This is a genomic window from Lysobacter sp. FW306-1B-D06B (assembly GCF_038446665.1).
GTDB lineage: Bacteria > Pseudomonadota > Gammaproteobacteria > Xanthomonadales > Xanthomonadaceae > Lysobacter_J.
The window spans coordinates 3499441-3516629 of sequence record NZ_CP151802.1 but is presented as its reverse complement, the minus strand read 5'-3'; the positions used below and the strand labels follow the sequence as shown (position 1 = coordinate 3516629).

The 17189-nt window shown below is 68.3% G+C and carries 15 protein-coding genes and 1 tRNA gene; 3 read left to right on the top strand and 13 right to left on the bottom strand.

Going from position 1 to position 17189, the window contains the following annotated elements; translation table 11 throughout:
- Positions 1–6: 6 nt before the first annotated feature.
- The 3 genes from ispG to AAFF32_RS16245 all read left to right on the top strand — a co-directional run bounded on the left by ispG (position 7) and on the right by AAFF32_RS16245 (position 2756).
- On the top strand, positions 7–1281 hold the full coding sequence (gene ispG / locus AAFF32_RS16255; RefSeq protein ID WP_216962301.1) for a flavodoxin-dependent (E)-4-hydroxy-3-methylbut-2-enyl-diphosphate synthase: 1275 nt from the start codon (positions 7–9) through the stop codon (positions 1279–1281).
- Between the two features lie 70 nt (positions 1282–1351).
- Positions 1352–1987, top strand: coding sequence for a phosphatase PAP2 family protein (locus AAFF32_RS16250; protein WP_216964184.1), 636 nt, complete (start codon positions 1352–1354; stop codon positions 1985–1987).
- Between the two features lie 52 nt (positions 1988–2039).
- On the top strand, positions 2040–2756 hold the full coding sequence (locus tag AAFF32_RS16245; RefSeq protein WP_342315767.1) for a hypothetical protein: 717 nt from the start codon (positions 2040–2042) through the stop codon (positions 2754–2756).
- 12 nt (positions 2757–2768) lie between these two features.
- Here AAFF32_RS16245 and AAFF32_RS16240 read toward each other — a convergent pair whose 3' ends face one another.
- The 13 genes from AAFF32_RS16240 to AAFF32_RS16180 all read right to left on the bottom strand — a co-directional run bounded on the left by AAFF32_RS16240 (position 2769) and on the right by AAFF32_RS16180 (position 17026).
- Complete coding sequence (locus AAFF32_RS16240) at positions 2769–3389, bottom strand: hypothetical protein (protein ID WP_342315766.1); 621 nt, start codon at positions 3387–3389, stop codon at positions 2769–2771.
- Positions 3390–3444: 55 nt separating this feature from the next.
- Positions 3445–4749 carry a pectin acetylesterase-family hydrolase gene (locus AAFF32_RS16235; RefSeq protein WP_342315765.1) on the bottom strand — a complete coding sequence of 435 codons (1305 nt, stop codon included), beginning with the start codon at positions 4747–4749 and terminating at the stop codon, positions 3445–3447.
- 350 nt (positions 4750–5099) lie between these two features.
- A complete protein-coding gene (locus AAFF32_RS16230) occupies positions 5100–6200 on the bottom strand; it encodes a hypothetical protein (protein WP_342315764.1) in 1101 nt (366 codons plus the stop codon).
- Positions 6201–6261: 61 nt separating this feature from the next.
- Entirely contained in the window at positions 6262–7131 is an 870-nt protein-coding gene (locus AAFF32_RS16225; RefSeq protein ID WP_342317293.1) for a DMT family transporter, read from the bottom strand.
- A gap of 54 nt (positions 7132–7185) precedes the next feature.
- Entirely contained in the window at positions 7186–8232 is a 1047-nt protein-coding gene (murB, locus tag AAFF32_RS16220; RefSeq protein WP_216962286.1) for a UDP-N-acetylmuramate dehydrogenase, read from the bottom strand.
- A gap of 65 nt (positions 8233–8297) precedes the next feature.
- Entirely contained in the window at positions 8298–9356 is a 1059-nt protein-coding gene (locus AAFF32_RS16215; RefSeq protein WP_216962283.1) for a quinone-dependent dihydroorotate dehydrogenase, read from the bottom strand.
- 159 nt (positions 9357–9515) lie between these two features.
- Positions 9516–11048: an aldehyde dehydrogenase family protein gene (locus AAFF32_RS16210; RefSeq protein ID WP_216962281.1), complete on the bottom strand. Its 1533-nt coding sequence runs from the start codon at positions 11046–11048 to the stop codon at positions 9516–9518.
- A gap of 72 nt (positions 11049–11120) precedes the next feature.
- Positions 11121–11197, bottom strand: a tRNA-Arg gene (locus AAFF32_RS16205).
- A gap of 255 nt (positions 11198–11452) precedes the next feature.
- Positions 11453–12718: a dicarboxylate/amino acid:cation symporter gene (locus AAFF32_RS16200; protein WP_342315763.1), complete on the bottom strand. Its 1266-nt coding sequence runs from the start codon at positions 12716–12718 to the stop codon at positions 11453–11455.
- A gap of 80 nt (positions 12719–12798) precedes the next feature.
- Positions 12799–13578, bottom strand: a complete 780-nt coding sequence (locus AAFF32_RS16195; RefSeq protein ID WP_342315762.1) for a L,D-transpeptidase family protein — start codon at positions 13576–13578, stop codon at positions 12799–12801.
- A 14-nt stretch (positions 13579–13592) separates the two neighbouring features.
- On the bottom strand, positions 13593–14444 hold the full coding sequence (locus tag AAFF32_RS16190) for a MurR/RpiR family transcriptional regulator (RefSeq protein ID WP_216962272.1): 852 nt from the start codon (positions 14442–14444) through the stop codon (positions 13593–13595).
- Between the two features lie 24 nt (positions 14445–14468).
- Positions 14469–15566, bottom strand: a complete 1098-nt coding sequence (locus tag AAFF32_RS16185; RefSeq protein ID WP_216962269.1) for a dipeptide epimerase — start codon at positions 15564–15566, stop codon at positions 14469–14471.
- Between the two features lie 59 nt (positions 15567–15625).
- The gene (locus AAFF32_RS16180) at positions 15626–17026 is read right to left on the bottom strand and encodes an SH3 domain-containing protein (protein WP_342315761.1); all 1401 of its coding nucleotides are present in this window, start codon (positions 17024–17026) and stop codon (positions 15626–15628) included.
- Positions 17027–17189: the final 163 nt, after the last annotated feature.

Here is a 17189-nt window from a genome sequence, read left to right as displayed (position 1 = left end):
CGGCCCATGAACTCCGAAGCCGTTCCCCCCTGCGCCCAGCCCTCGTTCGGCCCCCTGTCGCGCCGCATCACACGCGCGGTGCGCATCGGCGGCGTCGACGTGGGCGGCGGCCATCCGGTCGTCGTGCAGTCGATGACCAACACCGACACCGCCGACGTGGCGTCCACGACCAAGCAGGTCGCCGAACTGTGGCGCGCGGGCTCGGAAATGGTGCGCGTCACCGTCAACACCGTCGAAGCCGCCGCGGCCGTGCCGCGCATCGTCGACAAGCTGGCGATGATGGGCGTGGAAGTGCCGATCATCGGCGACTTCCACTACAACGGGCACCAGCTGCTCACCGCCGAACCCGCCTGCGCCGAAGCGCTGGCGAAGTACCGCATCAACCCGGGCAACGTCGGCTTCGGCAAAAAGAAGGACAGCCAGTTCGCCACGCTGATCGAACTGGCGATCAAGCACGGCAAGCCGGTGCGCATCGGTGCGAACTGGGGCTCGCTCGACCAGGCGCTGGCCGCGCAGCTGATGGACGAGAACCACAAGCTCGCCCAGCCGCTGGACGCCGCCGAAGTGCTGCGTGAGGCGCTGATCCGCTCGGCGCTGGATTCGGCCGCGCGTGCGGAGGAGATCGGCCTGCCGCGCGAGCGCATCGTGCTCAGCGCCAAGGTCAGCGGCGTGCAGGAGCTGATCGCGGTGTATCGCGAACTCGCCCGCCGTGGTGACTACGCGCTGCATCTGGGCCTCACCGAGGCCGGTATCGGCAGCAAGGGCATCGTCGCCTCCAGCGCGGCGCTCGGCGTGCTGTTGCAGGAAGGCATCGGCGACACGATCCGCATCTCGCTCACGCCCGAACCCGGCCAGTCGCGCACCAACGAGGTCGTCGTCGCGCAGGAACTGCTGCAGACCATGGGCCTGCGCGCGTTCACGCCGATGGTCACCGCGTGCCCGGGCTGCGGCCGCACCACCAGCACGTTCTTCCAGGAACTGGCCAAGACCGTGCAGGAACACGTGCGCGCGAAGATGCCCGAATGGAAGATCAGCCACCCGGGCGCGGAGAACCTCACGCTCGCCGTGATGGGCTGCGTGGTCAACGGGCCGGGCGAATCGCGCCACGCCAACATCGGCATCTCGTTGCCGGGCACGGGCGAGGCGCCCTCGGCGCCGGTGTTCGAGGACGGCGAGAAGACCGTGACGCTGCGCGGTGAAAACATCGCGCACGAATTCGTGGCGCTGATCGACAGCTACGTCGAGCGCAAGTACGGGGCCGACGCCGCGCGTGGCGTCTGAGTCCGACGGCGCGCTGCAAACCGCGCTGCGCTTCGGCGCGGATGTGCTGCGCCGGCACGGCCTGCGCCTGATGCTCGTATTCGGCGGCCTGCTGCTGCCGCTGTGGGTGTTCGGCGAACTGGCCGACGAGATCCACGAGCAGGAAGCCATCGCCTTCGATGAACCGCTGCTGCGCTTCGCGCAGTCGATGGCGCGGCAGGGCTTCGACGATTTCTTCGTCTTCATGTCCCGGCTCGGCTACGAGTGGGGCGTGGTGCCGTTCGACATCGCCTTCGTCCTCGTGCTCGCCGTGCTGCGCAAGAACCGCGAGGCGGTGTTCGCGGGCATCGCACTGGGCGGCTCGGCGCTGCTCAACATCGGCGCGAAGCTGACCTTCGCGCGCGAGCGTCCGTCGCTGTGGGATTCCATCGCGCCGGAATCCAGCTACAGCTTTCCCAGCGGTCACGCGATGGGTTCGATGACGCTGGCCTGCGTGCTGTTCCTGCTGGCCTGGAACACGCGCTGGCGCTGGCCGGTGGCGGCGGTGATGCTGCCGTTCGTGGTGCTGGTGGGCCTCTCGCGCGTGTACCTGGGCGTGCATTACCCCTCCGACATCCTGGCCGGCTGGGCGGTCGCGACGGCGTGGGTGGCCGGCGTGTACCTGATCCTGTTCCGGTCATCGCGTCGCCCCTGGCGTCGCCACGACCGGTCGTCGGACGCGGCTTGACCGTCCCTCCCGGCGCCGCCCACATTGGCGCGGGGCCAACCGGGGACATGCAATGGAATTGCGCAACCGTCGTTTCACGCTCGCGTGCGCCGCAGCCGTGCTGCTGGGTCTTGTGCAAGGCAGTGCGATCGCGCAGGGCGTCCTGGGCAAGACCGTCGCGGTCGATGCGCAGGACGAATACGCACAGATCGAAGTGGAGCCGTCGCGCTCGGCGATGGAGCGTCTGCGTTCGCCCGATGCGCAAACGCGTTTCAAGGCCGCCGACGAGGTGCTGGCGCAGCCGTCGCGCTACAACCCGGCGGTGCTGTTCGCGATGTCCGACACGCTGTTCGAACGCGGCCGGCCGCAGGAAGGCGTGTTCTGGTTCGCCGTCGCCAACACGCGCGCGGTGGCCGATGCGCAGATCATCACCGACCGCACCGCCGTGCCGGGCGTGGTGACGATCCGGCAGGTGTTCGGCACGCGTTTTCGCGAGCATCTGAAGACGCACCCGCAAGACGAATGGCCGCAGGTCAGCCGTGCGATCGAGTGGGACCGTGCGAACCCGCCGCAGTACGACCGCCGCTGGCTCGCGCTGCACGGCATTCGCGCGGTGAACAGTGCGCTCGCCGCGCAGGAAGGCAAGCCCGACGGCATCGACGAGATCACCGTGCCGCAGGCACAGTGGGCGGCGCTGGACGAGGAGAACCGCAAGGCGATGCTCGAGCTGTCGCGTCGCCGCCACGAATCCGCGCAGGCCGCACCCACGCCTGCGGCGGGATCGCGCTGAAGGTCATCCCCGTCAGCGGCCGTACGCGATCTCGCGTTCGCGTTGCAGCCGCTGGCGCAGGTACTCATCGCGGCTGAGGCCGTCGGGAATCGTCGCCATCGCCATCACTTCGGCGACGACGCGCCGCTCGCGCTGCTTGTAATCGTTGAACGCCGGGTCGTGCTGCTGCGCCTGCACGAACGCGGCGTTGCGGCGTTCGGCGTCGAGGCGGTAATGCGCGATGAGTTCGCCGACGCGGTCGGCCTGGCGCACCGCGTCGGGATCGGTGGCGCGGATCAGGCCGATGCGCAGCATCAGCGATTCGCCCGCCGACAGGTCGCCGGTGTTCGCGTAGCGGTCGGTGCCGCGCGCAATCTCCTGCGCTTCGCGTTCGCGTGCGGCGGGCGGAAGCGTCGAGGATTCCAGGAAGAAGCGGCGCGCGCGTTCCTCGAACGCCAGCCGCTCCTGGTACTCGCGTACCTGCGGACGCGCCAGCAGCGTGGCCGTCGTCGATGTCGTGTTGCGCTCCACGTCCGACGGTGTGGAAGGCGGTGCGCCAGTGCGCGCGTCCACGCGTTGCACCTGCCAGGCGACGCCCGCTGCGCCGAGCACGGCGATGAGGATGAAGATGGCGATCTGCGCGGGACGTTTCATGGCCGGTGCGGTGCTCCGGCGAACGCCGTGACGGCGTTCGCGGGACGGTCGCGGTTCAATTCAGCAGCGCATCGATGAGTGCGTAGAAGGGATTGAACGGCTTGGCGCGATCGGCCTGGTCGCTGCTTTCCGAAGCGTCGAGCACCGCGCCCTGGCCGTTGAGCACGTTGTCGATGAAGTGCGACAGCTCCAGCCCGCGTTCCTGCACGTCGCCGTTCTTGAAGTCGACGATCGTGTCGCAGTGGCTTTCGTTGAGTGCGCGGAACTGCGGGAAATAGCCGCCGACGTTGGACAGGCTATCCGTCGTGGCCTTCAGTCGCGTGGTGTCGACTGCCCACTTCTGGTGCAGCAGCGCTTCCTTCGCGGCCTGGTTCGGCGCGTTCTGGATCTCCGGGAAGAAGCGCTCGTAGGAATACGAGGAGTAGTTCAGGTCCTGCCAGAAATAGGTGATGCCCAGGCGATCGCTTCGGCGCTTGTTCGCCAGCGCGGGAATCAGCGTGGCGTAGTCGTTGCGGCTGAAGCCCGGGCCCAGGCGGCCGGCGAGGTAGTCGATCGGACCGTTGGTGGCGTCCAGGCCCCATGCGGGGCGGATCGTCGCGAACAGCGGCACCGACGGATACTGCGCCGGACTGGCGCCATTGGGCGCGCTGAACACCGGGCCCGAATCGTTGATCAGGAACGCGCGATTGGGCGCGAGATCGCCGCGCATGTGTTCGTAGTTGAGCATGCTGCCCACGCCGCCGGCGCTGCATCCGGCCTGCACCAGTTGGGTTGGCCGCGGCAGGTGGTCCTTCAACCACGACACCACCGCGCGCGCGTTGCGCAGGCCGTTGTGGTGGTAGACCAGCGGCGCGCCGCCGTTCGGGTCGGGATACACCGCGACGCGATCGCCGCTGTAGATGTCGCCCGTGCAATAGGGCACGTAGACCAGGTTCCACTTCTGCGTCTTGACCACGTCGCCGGTCGGCGAGATGCGCAGCACGAACGGGCTCACCAGGCTCGCACCTGGATTGAGCAGCGACATGTAGTCGTCCGGAATACCGTCGGGATTGCGCGCGCTGCGCGGCGTGAGGCCCTTGCAGCTGGCGTAGTCCCAGCAGGCGCCGCCGCCTTCCATGTAGATGAGCGTGTTGCGCGTGTCGGCGACGCGGTTGACGAAGAACTTGTACGGCGTGCCGTTCCCGCATACGGCGCCCGTCTGCGGCGCGAGCTGCACGGTCTGCCAGCCGCTGTAGTGGCCGGGCGCGAATCCGTCGTCGAAGCCGGCGGGATTGGCCAGCAGCGGATAGGTCGGCGCATTGCGCTGCGCGGGTGTCACCTTGTTGTCGGCCGCGGGCGGCGAGACCAGATTCACCAGCACCTGCCACCAGGCGTAATCGCCTTCCCTCGGCCAGTGCGGCGGCCGGCATGGCGAGGGCGAAGAGGAGCACGAGCGTTGCGGGCTTGCGGTTCATGGGAGCAACTCCTGTCGATCCTATGGGGCGTGCGAGCGCGGCAAACGGCGGCCACGCGCTGACGGCCGCCGCAGCGGGCGGCGCACTGCAACCGTACGAGCGCGTACTTCTTGCCGCCGCCAACGCGGCCGGGTCAACGAAGGCCGCGTGAAGATGCGGGCAAACGGCCGCTTTCACCCGCTGCGCGGCCGGTGTGCCCCCCTTTCACCCCGCAGGCGGCGCCGTCCCTAGTGCGGCGCACCACGCCACCGCGCGCTCATCGCATGCGGCAGGTGGCACCGGCGCAGGTCATGGTGTTCCAGTCGAGGATGCTCGAATGGCCCGGATCGCCCGTCGGCCGCTGCACGCCCTTGGGCACGATGAAGGTGGCCGAGTGCGCGCCGTACAGGCCGGCGGGGATGCGCATGGGCCGCACCACGACGTAGGCGTTGTGCATGGAATAGTCGCGGCTGCTGCGCGGCGGCGCGCCGGAAACCGGTGGTGCATCGCGCAGTTCGATGGCGGCGAACGCGGATGCCCAGGCTTGCATGTCGCTGGATCGTGCTTCACGCAGCAGCCCCTTGGCGACGGCCTCGCGCAGGCCGGCTTCACCGGCCAGCGGCGCATCGGGATCGCGGAACTGCTCGGGCTTCTGGTTGGCATCGGTGACCAGCGCGGACTTCGACCCGTCGCCGATAGCGACGAATCCGTCCTGCGCGATATACGCCCGCGTCACCCGCTGTCCGAAGACGCGGCGCGCGATCGGATTGAGCTCGCCCAGGTTGCGCTCGCTCACGTAGAACTGGCCGCACTGACCCTTGTTGTCGTAGCTGCTGTTGATGCGCGGCACCGACGGCGGCAAGCCGGCGACGGCCTGCCGGTGATACCCGCTTACCAGCACGGCGACGATGCGCGTGCGGGGCGACCAGCCGATGTTCCAAACCGTGGGCTCGTACGCGCCCAGCATCAGCACGACCGGCGCCGCATCTTCGCTGACGGCCACGTCGATCTGCGTCGCCGTGTGGCCGCTCTGGTCGATCTGGTAATCGAGCTTGCGGCCCGAATACGCGCCGGCGGCGTACACGTTGAACCTGGACGGGAGACCGGCGAATTCGCAGCCGGGGACGGAGGAGGGGCTGTCACGCGAGGCCGGGACCTCGAACGGCACCAGGCGGCTTTCCTTCGCGGGAGCCGGAGGCGGCGCGGGCCGGCCCAACGGCGGCAGATCCGCGGCCGGCGCGACGGAGCGGTCGGCAAACCCGGACGATGCGTTCGAAGCGGCGTCCGCTTTCGCTCTGCGGTGCGCCGGGTTCCATTCCTCGCACGCGGTCAATGAAACAAGCGACACCAGCGCCGCCAGCGCGATCCTTGCCTTCATGTCCATCCCCCTGATGATGCGCGCATCGTACGGGGGCGGTCGCGATGCTGTCGACGCCGCGTTACTCGCCCGGCTTGGCCGCTTCCGTCGGCGCGTTCGTGGCGTGGCGGCGCAGCAACACGGCCTCGCGGTGCGCGATGTAGGCGTTGGCGGCGAGGATGATGCCGGCACCGACCCAGGTCCATGCATCGACGACTTCACCGAACCACAGCCAGCCCACCAGCGCCACCAGCGGCAGCTGGACGAAGCTGATCGGCGTCAGCGCGGAGACTTCGCCCAGCTTGAGCGCATGCGTCCACAGCACCTGTCCGCCCGTGCCGAACAAGCCGGCGGCGACCACCCACACCCACGCGATGCCCTGCGGCCACTCCCACACGAACAACGCCGGCACCAGCGACAACGGCACCCAGAACAGGTACGTGTAGAGCACGATGGTGTTGGCCGCATCCACGCGCGAGAGCTGCTTGATCTGGATCGCCACGACCGCGCTCAATACCGCCGCGGCCAACGCGATCAGCGTGCCGGCGGTGAACTCGTGCGAGCCCGGCCGCACGATCACCAGCACGCCGATGAAGCCCAGCGCCACCGCGGCCCAGCGTCGCCCGCGCACGTGTTCGCCGAGCATCAGCGCGGCGAGGATCGTCACGAACACCGGCGAGGAATACGAAAGCGAGATCGCCTGCGCCAGCGGCAGGTGGCCGATGGCCCAGAAACCGCACAGCATCGAGAAGATGCCGATGAAGCAGCGCACGAAGTAGCGCGGCAATTGCTTCGTGCGCAGCGACGCCGGGTCCATGCGCATCAGCAGCGGCAGCACCGTGAGCAGGCCGAAGAAATTGCGGAAGAAGGCGATTTCCAGCGTGTTGAGCGAATGCGACGCCAGGCGGATCGTAATGGCCATCACGCCGAAGCACAGCGTGCTGGCGAGCATGAAGCCGGCGGCACGAAGCGGATGGGGCAGGGCTTCGCTCACTGACGCCGTTCCTTACCAGTTCGCGCCGACGATGCGCGGCTCGGGTTCGATGGACACGCCGAAGCGCGTGCGTACCGAATCGGCGATGCGGCGCGCCAGGACCAGCAGTTCATGCCCGCTCGCCTTGCCGTGGTTCACCAGCACCAGCGCGTGGCTCGGCGCGACGCCCGCATCGCCGTCGCGGTGGCCCTTCCAGCCGCAGGCGTCGATGAACCAGGCGGCGGAGAGCTTGCGCGTGTCGGCGGCGTCGCCACGGAACACCGGCATCGTCGGGTCCTGCGCATGCAAGGCATCGGCCTGCGCGACCGGCACGATCGGGTTCTTGAAGAAGCTGCCGGCGTTGCCGAGCACCGCCGGGTCGGGCAGCTTGCGGCGGCGGATCGCGATGACCGCCTCGGCGACGTCGCGCGGGGTCGGCACGGCGATTCCCATCGCGATGATCTCGTCGCCGATGCCGGCGTAATCGAGCTTCAGCGCAGGCGTGCGCGATAACGCGAACTCCACCGCGGTGACGATGTAGCGGTCCGGTTCGTGCTTGAACACGCTATCGCGATAGGCGAAGGCGCAGCGTTGCGCATCGAAACGGTGGACTTGTCCGCTGGCCGGCTCGAAGCACTCCACCGCGTGGACGAACGCACGCACTTCCACGCCGTAGGCGCCGATGTTCTGGATCGGCGCAGCGCCGACGGTGCCGGGAATCAGCGCGAGGTTTTCCAGGCCGGCGAAACCGGCGTCGAGCATGCGCATGACGAAGCCGTGCCACGGCACGCCCGCGTCGGCGCGCACGATCGCCGCGTCGCCTTCATCGCGCACCACGCGAACGTCCTGCCCGGTGAGCGCGAGCATCGGCGCATCCGGATCGCCGGCAAACAGAAAATTGCTGCCGCCACCGAGGACGAGCGGCGCGTGCCCGGCGAATTCGGGGCGTGCGAAAAGGTCCGGGAGTGCGGTCGCGTCGGCGACTTCCGCCAGCAATGCCGCGGTCGCGGCGACGCCGAAGGTGTTGCGCGTTTGCAGCGGCGCGTCGCGGAAGAGGCGGATGGGATTCCCGTAGCTCATGTCACTCAACGCTCGTCATTCCCGCGAAAGATTCCCGCTTTCGCGGGAATGACGGAAAGAGAGTCTCATACGATCGGCGGCATGTTGCCGCGGCTCGGTGCTTCCTTGCGCCGGCGCATGGCCTCGACGCATTCCTTCACCAGGGCCGGGCCCCGATAGACCAGCCCCGTGTAGGTCTGCACCAGCGTCGCGCCGGCCGCCATCTTCGCGGCCGCGTCGGCGCCGGAGAGGATGCCGCCCACACCGATCATCGGAATCGATTCGGGCAGACGCGTACGCATCATGCGCAGCACGGCGGTCGCCTGGCCGAGCAGCGGCTTGCCGGACAGCCCGCCGGTTTCCTGCGCATGCGGCGCGCCTTCGATGCCCACGCGCGAGACGGTCGTGTTGGTGGCGATCACGCCGTCCACCTGCAGATCGCCCAGCACGCGCGCGGCGGCTTCGACGTCGTCGTCGGTGAGGTCGGGCGCGATCTTCACCAGCATCGGCACGCGTCGGCCGTGCACGGCGGCCAGGCGCTCCTGCGCCTCGCGCAGCGTGCCCACCAGGCGGCGCAGTGCCTGCTCTTCCTGCAATTCACGCAAGCCAGCGGTATTGGGCGAGGAGATGTTGACGGTGACGTAATCGGCCAACGGATACACGCGCTCCAGGCAGAGCAGGTAGTCGTTCTCGGCCGACTCGTTGGGCGTGTCCTTGTTCTTGCCGATGTTGATGCCGAGCAGGCCGTGGCGACGCTTGGCCTTCTCGACATTGCGCACCAGCGCATCCACGCCGCCGTTGTTGAAGCCCAGGCGGTTGATGACGGCCTGCTGGTCCGGCAGACGGAACATGCGCGGCTTCGGGTTGCCTTCCTGCGGACGCGGCGTGACCGTGCCGACCTCGACGAAGCCGAAGCCCAGCGCGAGCAGGGCGTCGATATGCGCGCCGTTCTTGTCCAGCCCGGCGGCCAGGCCGACCGGATTGGGGAAGGTCAGGCCGAAGGCGCGCGTCGGCAGTGGCGTCGGCGGGCGCGCGAGGAACGCGCCCGCGCCGGTGCGGTACGCCACTTCCAGCGCGCTGAGCGCGGCGCCGTGCGCGGTTTCGGCATCGAGGCCGAACAGGAAGGGGCGGGCAAGTCCGTACATTTGTTCGGGATTAGGGATTCGAGATTCGGGATTCGGTGGGAACTCGGTCGAACTGGGAGCCCGTGATCGTGATTGGAATGAACCGGACTTCACGGGACAAGTCAACGACGTCGCGCGCCGCTTTCACGAATCCCCAATCCCGAATCACGAATCCCGACTTCACAGATCGAACTTGATGCCCTGCGCCAACGGCAGCGCGTCGGAATAGTTGATCGTGTTGGTCTGACGGCGCATGTACGCGCGCCACGCGTCCGAACCGGACTCGCGGCCACCACCGGTTTCCTTCTCGCCGCCGAAGGCGCCGCCGATTTCCGCGCCCGAGGTGCCGATGTTGACGTTGGCGATGCCGCAGTCCGAACCGGCCGCCGACAGGAACGCTTCGGCCGCCTTGAGGTTCTGGGTGAAGATCGACGACGACAGGCCCTGCGGCACGTCGTTCTGCATGTGGATGGCGTCGGCCAGCTCGCGGTACTTCATGACGTAGAGGATCGGCGCGAAGGTCTCGTGCTGGACGATCTGCGCGTCGTTGGACAGACCGGTCACGATGGTCGGCAACACGAAGTTGCCCGGACGGTCGATCGCGGCGCCGCCAGTCTCGACCTTGCCGCCGGCGGCCTTGGCCTGCTCGATGGCGTCCAGGTAGGCCTGCACCGCGTCGCGGCTGTTGAGCGGGCCCATCAGGTTGGCCGGGTCGGTCGGGTCGCCGATCTTCTTCTCGACCTGCTTGTAGGCGGCGATGAGCTTGGCCAGGACGTCGTCGTAGATGGATTCGTGCACGAACAGACGGCGCGTGGTGGTGCAGCGCTGGCCCGCGGTGCCGACCGCGCCGAAGGCGATGGCCGGGATGGCGAGCTTCAGGTCCGCCGTGGCGTCGACGATGATCGCGTTGTTGCCGCCCAGTTCCAGCAGCGAGCGGCCCATGCGGCGCGCGACGCGCTCGCCGACGATGCGGCCGACCTTGGTCGAACCGGTGAAGCTGATGAGCGGGATGCGCTTGTCGTCGACGAAGCTGGAGGCGAGCTCGGTGCCGGCGTCGTTGAACAGGAAGAAGATGTCCGGGAAACCGCCGGCCTTCAGCGCTTCGTTGCAGATCTTCATCGAGGCCACCGCCGACAGCGGGGTCTTCGGCGAGGGCTTCCAGATGGTGATGTCGCCGCAGATGGCGGCGATGAACGAGTTCCACGCCCACACCGCGACCGGGAAGTTGAACGCCGAGATCACGCCGACGATGCCGAGCGGGTGCCACTGCTCGTACATGCGGTGGCCCGGGCGCTCGGAGTGCATGGTCAGGCCGTAGAGCTGGCGCGACAGACCGACGGCGAAGTCGCCGATGTCGATCATCTCCTGCACTTCGCCGTCGCCTTCGGGCTTGGACTTGCCCATTTCCAGCGCGACCAGCGAACCCAGCGCGTCCTTGTGCTTGCGCAGCGCGTCGGCGCACAGGCGGATGGCCTCGCCGCGACGCGGTGCCGGGGTGGTGCGCCACACCTTGAAGGCGGCCTGGGCGCGCTCGACGATGGTGTCGTAATCGGCCTGCGAGGACGCGTGGACCTTCGCCAGCACTTCGCCGTTGGTGGGGTTGATCGACTCCAGCACGCCGGCGTCACGCGAGGTGGACCATTCGCCGCTCCCGAGGTAGGTGCCGGATTCGGTGGCGGTCAGGCCGAGGGCGGTGAGGACGGGGTGGGTCATCGACGTGCTCCTGTAGGACGGGCGGAAAGCAGGCGCGGCACGGTCGCCACGGGTCTCCTGCGTTCGCCGAATTGGCGGCCCCGACACGATTCGAACGTGCGACCTTCCCCTTAGGAGGGGGACGCTCTATCCAGCTGAGCTACGGGGCCATGAGTCCGGGCATTTTCGCATGAACGCGCGCGAATCGGGCCGGGTCGCTGCCGCCGCGGGGCAGATTCCGACGTTTTCGTGCGTGTTTGCGCGTCCCCGTGCCGGTGGCCAGCGGGTTTCAATGGCGTCATTCCCGCGCAGGCGAGAATCCAGCTGGCCGGGTGCTTCCGTTCCCCGGAAGGTGAGGGCGCGCTCGCCTGGATCCCCGCCTGCGCGGGGATGACGGCAGGGCCTACGCCCGTTCGTTGGAAGGGCTACGAATCGCCGCCTTCGCCCAGCGCGGGTTCCACCGGATCGTGCTGCCCCTTGGCGACCACGGTGGTCGCAGTGAGGTCGCCGGTCACGTTGCCCAGCGTGGCGAACACGTCCGGAATCGTGTCCAGCGCCAGCAGCAGGCCCAGCGGCTCGATCGGCAGCCCCAGTGCCTGCGTCACCGGCATGTTGGTCGCCATGAAGCTGACCTGCCCGGGCAGACCCACCGAGCCCATGCTGATTACCACCGCCAGCGCGGCCGCGGCGGCCCACTGCGCGAAGGTCAGGTCCACGCCGTAGGCCCAGCTGATGAAGGCCGCCACGCCCAGGTACTGGATCGGGCTGGTGATGCGGAACAGCGACACCGCCATCGGCAGCACCAGCGAGGTCACGCTGAGCGGGTGGCCCAGGCGTTCGCGCGAGGATTCGATCATCGCCGGCAGCGAGGCCAGCGAGGACTGCGTGCTCGCCGCCACCACCTGCGCCGGTGCGATTGCCGATGCGAAGCGTTGCAGGCGCTCGCGGCCGGCGATCACCGCGATGGGGTACATCAGCGCGGTCGCCAGCAGATACATCGTAGATAGGATCGCGATGTACCAGCCGAACGCGCCGATCATGCCGTGGCCCACGCGCGCGCACACCGCCAGCACCAGCGCGAACACGCCGATCGGCGCGACCCACAGCACCCAGTGCACGATCACGATCATCACGTCGGCGATGCCCTGCACCAGGTCGAGCACGCGCGCGCGGCGACCGGCCTCGATCTTCGTCAGCGCGAAGCCGAAGAACAGAGCGAACACCACCAGCGGCAGCATCGCGCTCGAGGCGGCGGCGGACAGTGCGTTGGCGGGGATGATCCCGGCGAACCATTCCGCCAGCGAGCTGGGCAGCGACAGTTGCGCCGCGCCGGCAGTGGCCGCGCGCAACGAATCGGCGAGCCCTTCCTGGCGCGGGACGAACGAGAACAGGATCGGCGCCAGCGTCGCGGCGAACGCGGCGCAGACGGCAAGGATCACCACGAAGGTGACGATCGCCTTGCGCGCCGTGCGTCCGGACGCGGCGGCATCGGTGGCGTTGTTCACGCCGATCACCACCAGCGCCGCGACCAGCGGCACCACCGTCATCTGCAGCGCGTTGAGCCACAAACGCCCGATGGGCGCGACGAAGTCGGCCACCTTGCCGGCCAGCGCGGGATCCAGCCAAGCCAGCAACAGGCCGATGACGGCGCCGAGGAAGAGTCCGAGGAGTACGCGGGCGGTGGTCGACATCGGGTGTCCGTTGGGAAAGTCGGTGGTTCGGTGGCCATCCTCGCGCAGTCGCGCAGCGGAAGGCCAGGGGCGCCGTATTCTCAGCGCCGCGAGGCCGCGCGTGGCAGGTGCCAGGTGTCGTGCAGTCGTTCCAGTTCGTTATCGGGCAATAACGCGAACACGGGTTTACGGCGCGGGTCGAGCCATGTCAGCAGTTCCTGCATCGCCGGCTCGGGCATGGCGGTGCAGCCCGCCGTGGGTTCGCCCGGCGCGCGCCACAGGTGGGCGAAGATGCAACTGCCCGCGCCACTGCGGTTGTCGGGGTTGTGTTCGATCACGAAGCCGAGCTTGTAGCGCACGTCGCCGCCTGCGTGCAGGTCGCGGCGCATGGGTTCGCTGGAGCCTTCCACGGCCGCCTGGCCGACCTGCTTCGCGTCCACGATGCGGTTGTAGAGCGGGGATGCGTTGACGTCGATGCACCAGTCCGACGCGCTCATCGCCTCGTAAGGCCACGCGCTCGCGACGGTGTCGGCGTAACCGAACGCCGTGCCGATGCGGAACACGCCCGCCGGCGCGCGACCGTCGCCTTCTTGTTTCTGCGGGCCATCGGACTGCGCGGGATTCAGGCCGATGCCCCACGCGGCGCCGCTGCGTCCCACCGTGATCGGCGTCGCTTCACCCACTTCGCGCCACTGCTCTCCTTCGCGGTCGTAACGCCGCAGCGTGCCGGTGGTCGCGTTCCAGTCGGCGGTGGTAACCATCACCAGCTGGCGCGCGTCGTCCCACGGCGTGGTGGGCGTCGGCGCAACGCTGGCGCAGCCGGCCAGCGCGAGGAACGACAGGGCAGCGAGGCTTCGTACGAGTGCGGCGGTGACGCGCATGCGCAAATCCCGGATCAGTGGTCGAGCAGATCCTGCATGCGCTCGAAGTTGAAGTCGAGCTGCAGGCGGCGTTCTTCGCTGGCATCGCACAGCAGGACGAAGATGAGGTCGAGCAGGTGCTGCAACGCCGACTGGTACAGCAGCGGCTCGATATGCCGGCGCTCATCGTGCGCGGACACCAGCAGCGCCGCGTCGCCGTGCGCGCGCAGCGGGTTGGGCGTGTGCCGCGTGACCGTGATGACCTTGCCACCGTGCTCGCGGAACAGGCGGCTGATCTGGCACAGCGCCGGCTGCCGGCCCTGCTCGGAGAACACCAGCAGCACGTCGCCCGGTGCGGCGGTGGACACGCCCGACTGCATCAGGATCGCATCGACGTAGTGCACGGTAAGGATGCCCAGCATCGACAGCCGCGTCGCGAACGCACGCGCCGGAATGCCGTCCTCGCCCAGGCCAATGATGAACACCTTGCCCGCCTGCTGCACCGCGTGGGCAATGGCGTCGATGCGCTCGGGCGGATTGATCGTGCGCGTCTGCGCCTCGGCCAGTGCCTTCAGGTGCCACAGGTTCTCGGCCAGCGCGGCGTGGGGGTCCTCGATGCGCGCTTCGCGCGCGGTACCGTTTTCCTCGCCACCGTCGCCGCGCGCCACGGCCTGGCCGATGGAGTACTTCAGATCCGGATAGCCCTTGTAACCTAGCTTCTGGCTGAACTTCACCACGCTGGACTGGCTGATCCCCAATGCGTTGGCCAGCTGCTGCGACGAGTAGTCGCGCAGCAGGTGAGCGTTCTCCAGCAGGAAGTCGCCGATGCGCCGTTCGATGGCCGACATCTGGTCGCGTTCGGCGCGGATCTTGAGCAGCGGCGACATGCGGGCTCCGGACTCGGTGGGCGGTCAGTCTGGCAGAAGTTCCAGCCCGCGGATCTCGCGGATGCCCAGGCCCGGCGCGTCGGTCACCGAGATCTCCGATTCGTTGAAGATCACGCCGCCATCGACCGGATTGAACGCACTCAACGACGGGCCGTCCAGGTCGACCTTGGTGATCGCGTTGGACTTGGCCACCGCCAGGTGCACGGCAGCGGCGACGCTGATGCTGCTTTCCAGCATGCAGCCGATCATGCATTCCACGCCGTAAAGCGCGGCGATGTCGGCGATGCGGATCGCGTTGGACAATCCACCGGTTTTCATCAGCTTGATGTTGATGATGTCGGCCGCGCGCATCTTGATCAGGTCGATCACTTCGGTCGGGCCGAACACGCTCTCGTCGGCCATGATCGGCGTGTGCACGCGTTCGGTGACGTACTTCATGCCGTCCAGGTCCTGCGCTTTCACCGGCTGCTCGACCAGTTCCAGGCGCACGCCGGCGTCCTCGAGCATGCGGATCGCGTGCACGGCCTGCTTCGCGGTCCAGCCCTGGTTCGCGTCCAGGCGGAGCAGGGCGCGGCCCTGCACGGCGGCGTAGATCGCCTTGACGCGCTCGACGTCGACGCCGATGTCCTTGCCGACCTTGATCTTCAGCGATTCGAAGCCGCGGTCCACCGCGCTGATCGAATCGGCGACCATCTTGTCGATGTAGTCCACCGAGATGGTGATGTCGGTGGTGATCACCGGATCGCCGCCGCCGAGCATCTTGTACAGCGGCACGCCGTAGAGCTGGCCGAACAGGTCGTACACCGCGATTTCCACCGCCGCTTTCGCGCTGGTGTTCTTCTCCAGCGCGGTCTGGATCAGCTGGGTGATGCGGTTGAGGTTGGCGATCTCCTGGCCGATCAGGCGCGGCGCGATGAACTTGCGGATCGCCTCGATGATCGAGCCGTGCGTGTCGCCGGTGATGACCGCGGTGGCCGGCGCTTCGCCGTAGCCGATGTGCCCGGTATCGGTGTGCACGGCCACGACGATGTCCTCGATCGCCTCGACCGTGCGCAACGCGGTCTTGAACGGTGTCTTCAGCGGAACACGCAGCATGCCGAACCGGATTTCGGTGATTTTCATTCTGGAGATTCGAAAGTGGGGTTTTCGGGATTCGGATTCGATGTGGCGCAGCGCCGCGATTACGGCCGGATGCGCTGGATGTTGGTGATGCGGTCGACGAAGGTCTGCGTGCCGTTGAACAGCAGCGGCGTCAGCGGCGAAACGGTCACGCCGTTGGTCTTGGCACGCATCGTGCGCCCGTCCGCACCGGCGAAGCTCAGGCCGGTGGTGTCGTGGATCACGTACGGTTCGCCGTCGACCTCACCGATCACCATCATCACGTGGCCCGGGATGTAGACCAGATCGCCCACCTGCAACTCGCGCACCACGGCCATGCGCTTGTCGCGGCCGTCCTTCTCGTTGAACGCGATGCGGTTGAGCGCCGGGCTCACCGCCTGGTCGCTGGTGTTGCGCGGCAGCTGCACGCCCATGCTGCGGTAGATCTCGGAAACGAAGCCGCTGCAATCGCGCGCGTTATAGCTGTGGCCCCAGCCGTAGCGCTCGCCGAGGAACTTGAAGCCCTGTTCGATCAGATGCCGCGACGCGAGCGCGAGCGGGGCGTCGGACGTCGGTTCACGGCGCGGCAGCAGCGCCGGCGCGAACGCGAGGCGGCCGTTGTCGTCGCGCACGGGAAGCTGGATCACGTGCGAGGTATAGGCGTGCTGACCGTTGACCGGCTCGCCCACCGGCCAGTCCGCAAGGACCGGCACACGCACGCCCATGTCGAGCTGGAGCTCGGAGACGCGCGGCTCCTCGGGTGTGTAGACGGTGGTCGCGCGCGCGCCGGTGACGATGCGGAACGGCGTCCTGCGGCCGTAACCGAGCACCTCCTTCGCGCGGCCTTTGGCGACGTACTGCTTCTCGATCCACGCCGCATAGCGTGTGTTGACCACGAACCACCAGAGGCCGTCGCGGCTTTCGTGCACGATCGCGACGGGATCGCCCGGGAACAGGGCGCTTTCCTGGAAGCGGTCGATGTCGTGGTCGTCGTTCGAACTGAACACGCGCGTGCGTGTGGGGAATGCGCGCAGGTCGGCGCGATGGACGACCAGGCCGAAACGCGTGGGCTGCGAGGCGGGAATCGCCGATGCGTTGGCGTTGGCGACGATCGCGTCGAGGTCCGACGCGGCGACGGGCTGGCCCTGCACGTCGTAAAGGGCGCGCGTGGGCCGCTTCGAAATGCCGTCGACCCATGCGGCGACCCGCGTGCGCTCCAGCGTTGCCGGCAGTGCGTCCAGGTCGTGCATGCTCCGGTCGAGCTGCATCAGCTTCGCGTTCTGCGCGGCGATCGCCCGGGCGTCGAGGATCACCCGATCCGGTTCGGCCTGGCGCGCGACCCACCAGGCCGGATCGAGCTGGGCGCGTTCGACGCCGACGACGCCGGTCTCGGCGGGTACGGTCCAGGCGCGCTCGTAGGCGGCCGCGGACGAAAGCAGGCCCAGCGACAGCAGCGGGGCGGCAAGGCAAAGAAAAATTCGCATGCGAAGTCCTGGCGCGAACGGCCCGAGGCGGGCGGGGCGAGCCGCCGGGCGGGCGTCGGGTTCCGGCATAAACGACGGGAACGCGGCGCCATTGCCGGTCGGGCAGCCCTGGGCCTGAGCGTCATCCATCATCGCGTCCCCTCATGACCGCCCGAACGTAGGG